4 protein-coding genes are annotated in these 2,312 nt (G+C 61.1%); all 4 read left to right on the top strand.

The features are described 5' to 3' along the window. Positions 1-431, top strand: a 431-nt coding sequence (csx7, locus tag NZM16_RS07635; protein ID WP_295479703.1) for a CRISPR-associated RAMP protein Csx7, incomplete at its 5' end; no start/stop codon positions are given. Then, a complete protein-coding gene (locus NZM16_RS07640; RefSeq protein ID WP_295479705.1) occupies positions 424-1,374 on the top strand; it encodes an RAMP superfamily CRISPR-associated protein in 951 nt (316 codons plus the stop codon). The genes csx7 and NZM16_RS07640, both read left to right, overlap by 8 nt. A gap of 11 nt (positions 1,375-1,385) precedes the next feature. Then, positions 1,386-1,832 (top strand): hypothetical protein, encoded by a 447-nt coding sequence (locus tag NZM16_RS07645; protein WP_295479707.1) that lies wholly within the window; start codon positions 1,386-1,388, stop codon positions 1,830-1,832. Between the two features lie 2 nt (positions 1,833-1,834). Further along, the coding region (locus NZM16_RS07650; protein ID WP_295479709.1) for an RAMP superfamily CRISPR-associated protein at positions 1,835-2,312 on the top strand (478 nt) is incomplete at its 3' end.

A 2,312-nucleotide genomic window follows, 5' to 3' on the forward strand; every position in this document is an offset into this window, starting at 1 on the left:
TCGCCAGCCGGATCGCCTTCAAAGACGCATACCTGAAAAATCATGAGGACCTTCCGGTGCTTTACCAGATCCGGGACGGCGTCGGCATCGATCGGGACCTGGGAGCTGCCCGTTCGGGCATCAAGTATGACTTTGAGACAGTGGTCCCCGGGGCCCAGTTCGCCATCGAGATCGTAGGCGAAAACTTGGAGGATTGGGAGATCGGCCTCCTCCTCACGGTCCTTCAGTTATGGTCTGACGGCGGGATCGCCATCGGCGGTAAATCCACCCGCGGCCCTGGCTGGGGGACGCTGCGCGAGATTGCCCTCCGCCGCGTGGATCGGACGAACTTGCTGGACTACCTCCGACAGCGGAGCGCCCCCCCTGTGTCGGACTGGGAAACTTTCCGAAACGCCTTTGCGGCAAAGCTGCAGGAGGTTGGCCATGCATAAGACCCGCTATAACGTGCTGCGCCTCACCTTGCACCTCAGCCCGCAGGGCCCATTGCTGATCAAGTCCGGTGCCATCTCCGCCAACCCTACCCTACCCGACATGCAATTCGTTCGGACCTTTCACCCCCAAAGGGGGGAGACCGTCTACATCCCCGGCTCCTCCTTCAAGGGTGTGGTGCGCGGATTCGTCGAGAAGGTGCTGCGCACCATCGATCCGCTGCCTCAGCAAAGCGGCCCTGATCCCCAGAAGGGGTGGAGGTGGGCCTGCGCGACGTTCGAGGCCAGGGAGACGGAGCGGAAAGATCGGAACAAGTGGAATTGCCCCCAGTGGATCCATGACCGATTTCGAGATCAGGAGCCGGAATCATGGGCGATTTATTCGTCCTCATGTGGCGCCTGTCGGATCTTCGGCCATACCCGTCTGAAGGGCCGCGCGGCGTTCACCGACTTTCTCCCGGTTGATCAGCTAAGGACAGAGATTCGATATGGGGTTGCGATCTCCCGCCTAAGCCACGCGGTGGCCCACGGACCCTTTGAGATGGAAATCGCGGTCTCTGGGACTTTTGAGGGCCATCTGGTGCTGGAGAACTTCGAGCTGTGGCAGGTGGGCCTTCTGGCCCTCGCCATCGAGAGCATGAACCAAGGGTTTCTGAAAGTCGGATTCGGCAAGAACCGCGGGTTTGGCGAGGTGAGAGTGCAGGTTGCCTGCGCTGTGCTGGAGGAAGCCATGGTGAACGCCCAGCGGGATGTCTGGTGCGGATTGGGCGCGTTCGCAGATACAGAAGAACGCAAGCGTTACGGTCTGGAGGGGATCGACCGGATGGATGGCATGCCGGAGGGACAAGCGGAGACCGTAGGCTTATATTTGCGTCGGGTCTATACAGAGGAACATTGGTCCCAGATCGCCCCTCGGCTGATCCAGGGCATCGCTGCGACCGTGTAGGAGGGCGGAAGATGACAGCGGCATACGTCTACGCGCTGGTGGGGACGCCAGAAGTCCTCCGGATCCGCCTGGAGGCGCTGGGCCAGCCTCTCTTTCACTGGGCGGCCGACGAGGGAGGCTTGCGCATGGGCCAGGGAGCGCCGTCGGACTGGAGAGATCAGGGCGCCGCCTTCGGGCCGAAAGGCGAGCTCCGTTGGTGGCGGGAGGGGGAGACCTTCCGCGCCCTGTTGCTCGTGGACGAGCCCCAGCCGGATCTATCTCCATCGCTGGGGGAATGGAGCGCGGTAGATCAGGAGTTCGACCTCCAGAACCTTCGCGATATGCGGATCCATCCGGACTTCGATCAATACCCGCATAACCGCCATCGGGGCCGGATGTCGACCCGGATCTTCTATCGAAACAGGGTGCCGGTCTTTATCAGCCTGCGGGCGCTCAAGGAAGGAGAGAAGGAGCGATAGAGATGCGAGGCCCTCAGAATCCCCAACCGAAGCCCTTTTTCTGGATCTCATTGCGCGGAGAGCCAACGAAGGATAAGCCTGCGCATCATCTCCAGTTTGTGGGCTTTAGCGGACGCATGGAGCTGGAGATCGAAGTGGTCTCCGAATATCTCTTTGTGGGCGGCGGGCAGATCGATCTTTTTAAGAATGAGGGTCGAGAACAGGCCTACTACGTCTTCGCCCGCCGGGGCGATCAGCTGATCATCCCCGGCACCAGCATCAAGGGCGCCGTCCGCAGCGTGGCGGAGGCCCTTTCGAATTCATGTGTGAAGGTTCGTGCCCGCGACGAAAAGATACGTTCCTCCCACGAGGCCTGCCGGGACGAAAAAGAGCTGTGCCCAGCTTGCCGCCTGCTCGGGACCACCGGATATCGAGGTCGCGTCCATTTTACGGACGCGATCCCTGTCGGCGAGGTCCAAACTCATTACATCAAGATCGCCG

The sequence above is a fragment of the Thermoflexus sp. genome, from assembly GCF_025055495.1.
Taxonomy (GTDB): domain Bacteria; phylum Chloroflexota; class Anaerolineae; order Thermoflexales; family Thermoflexaceae; genus Thermoflexus.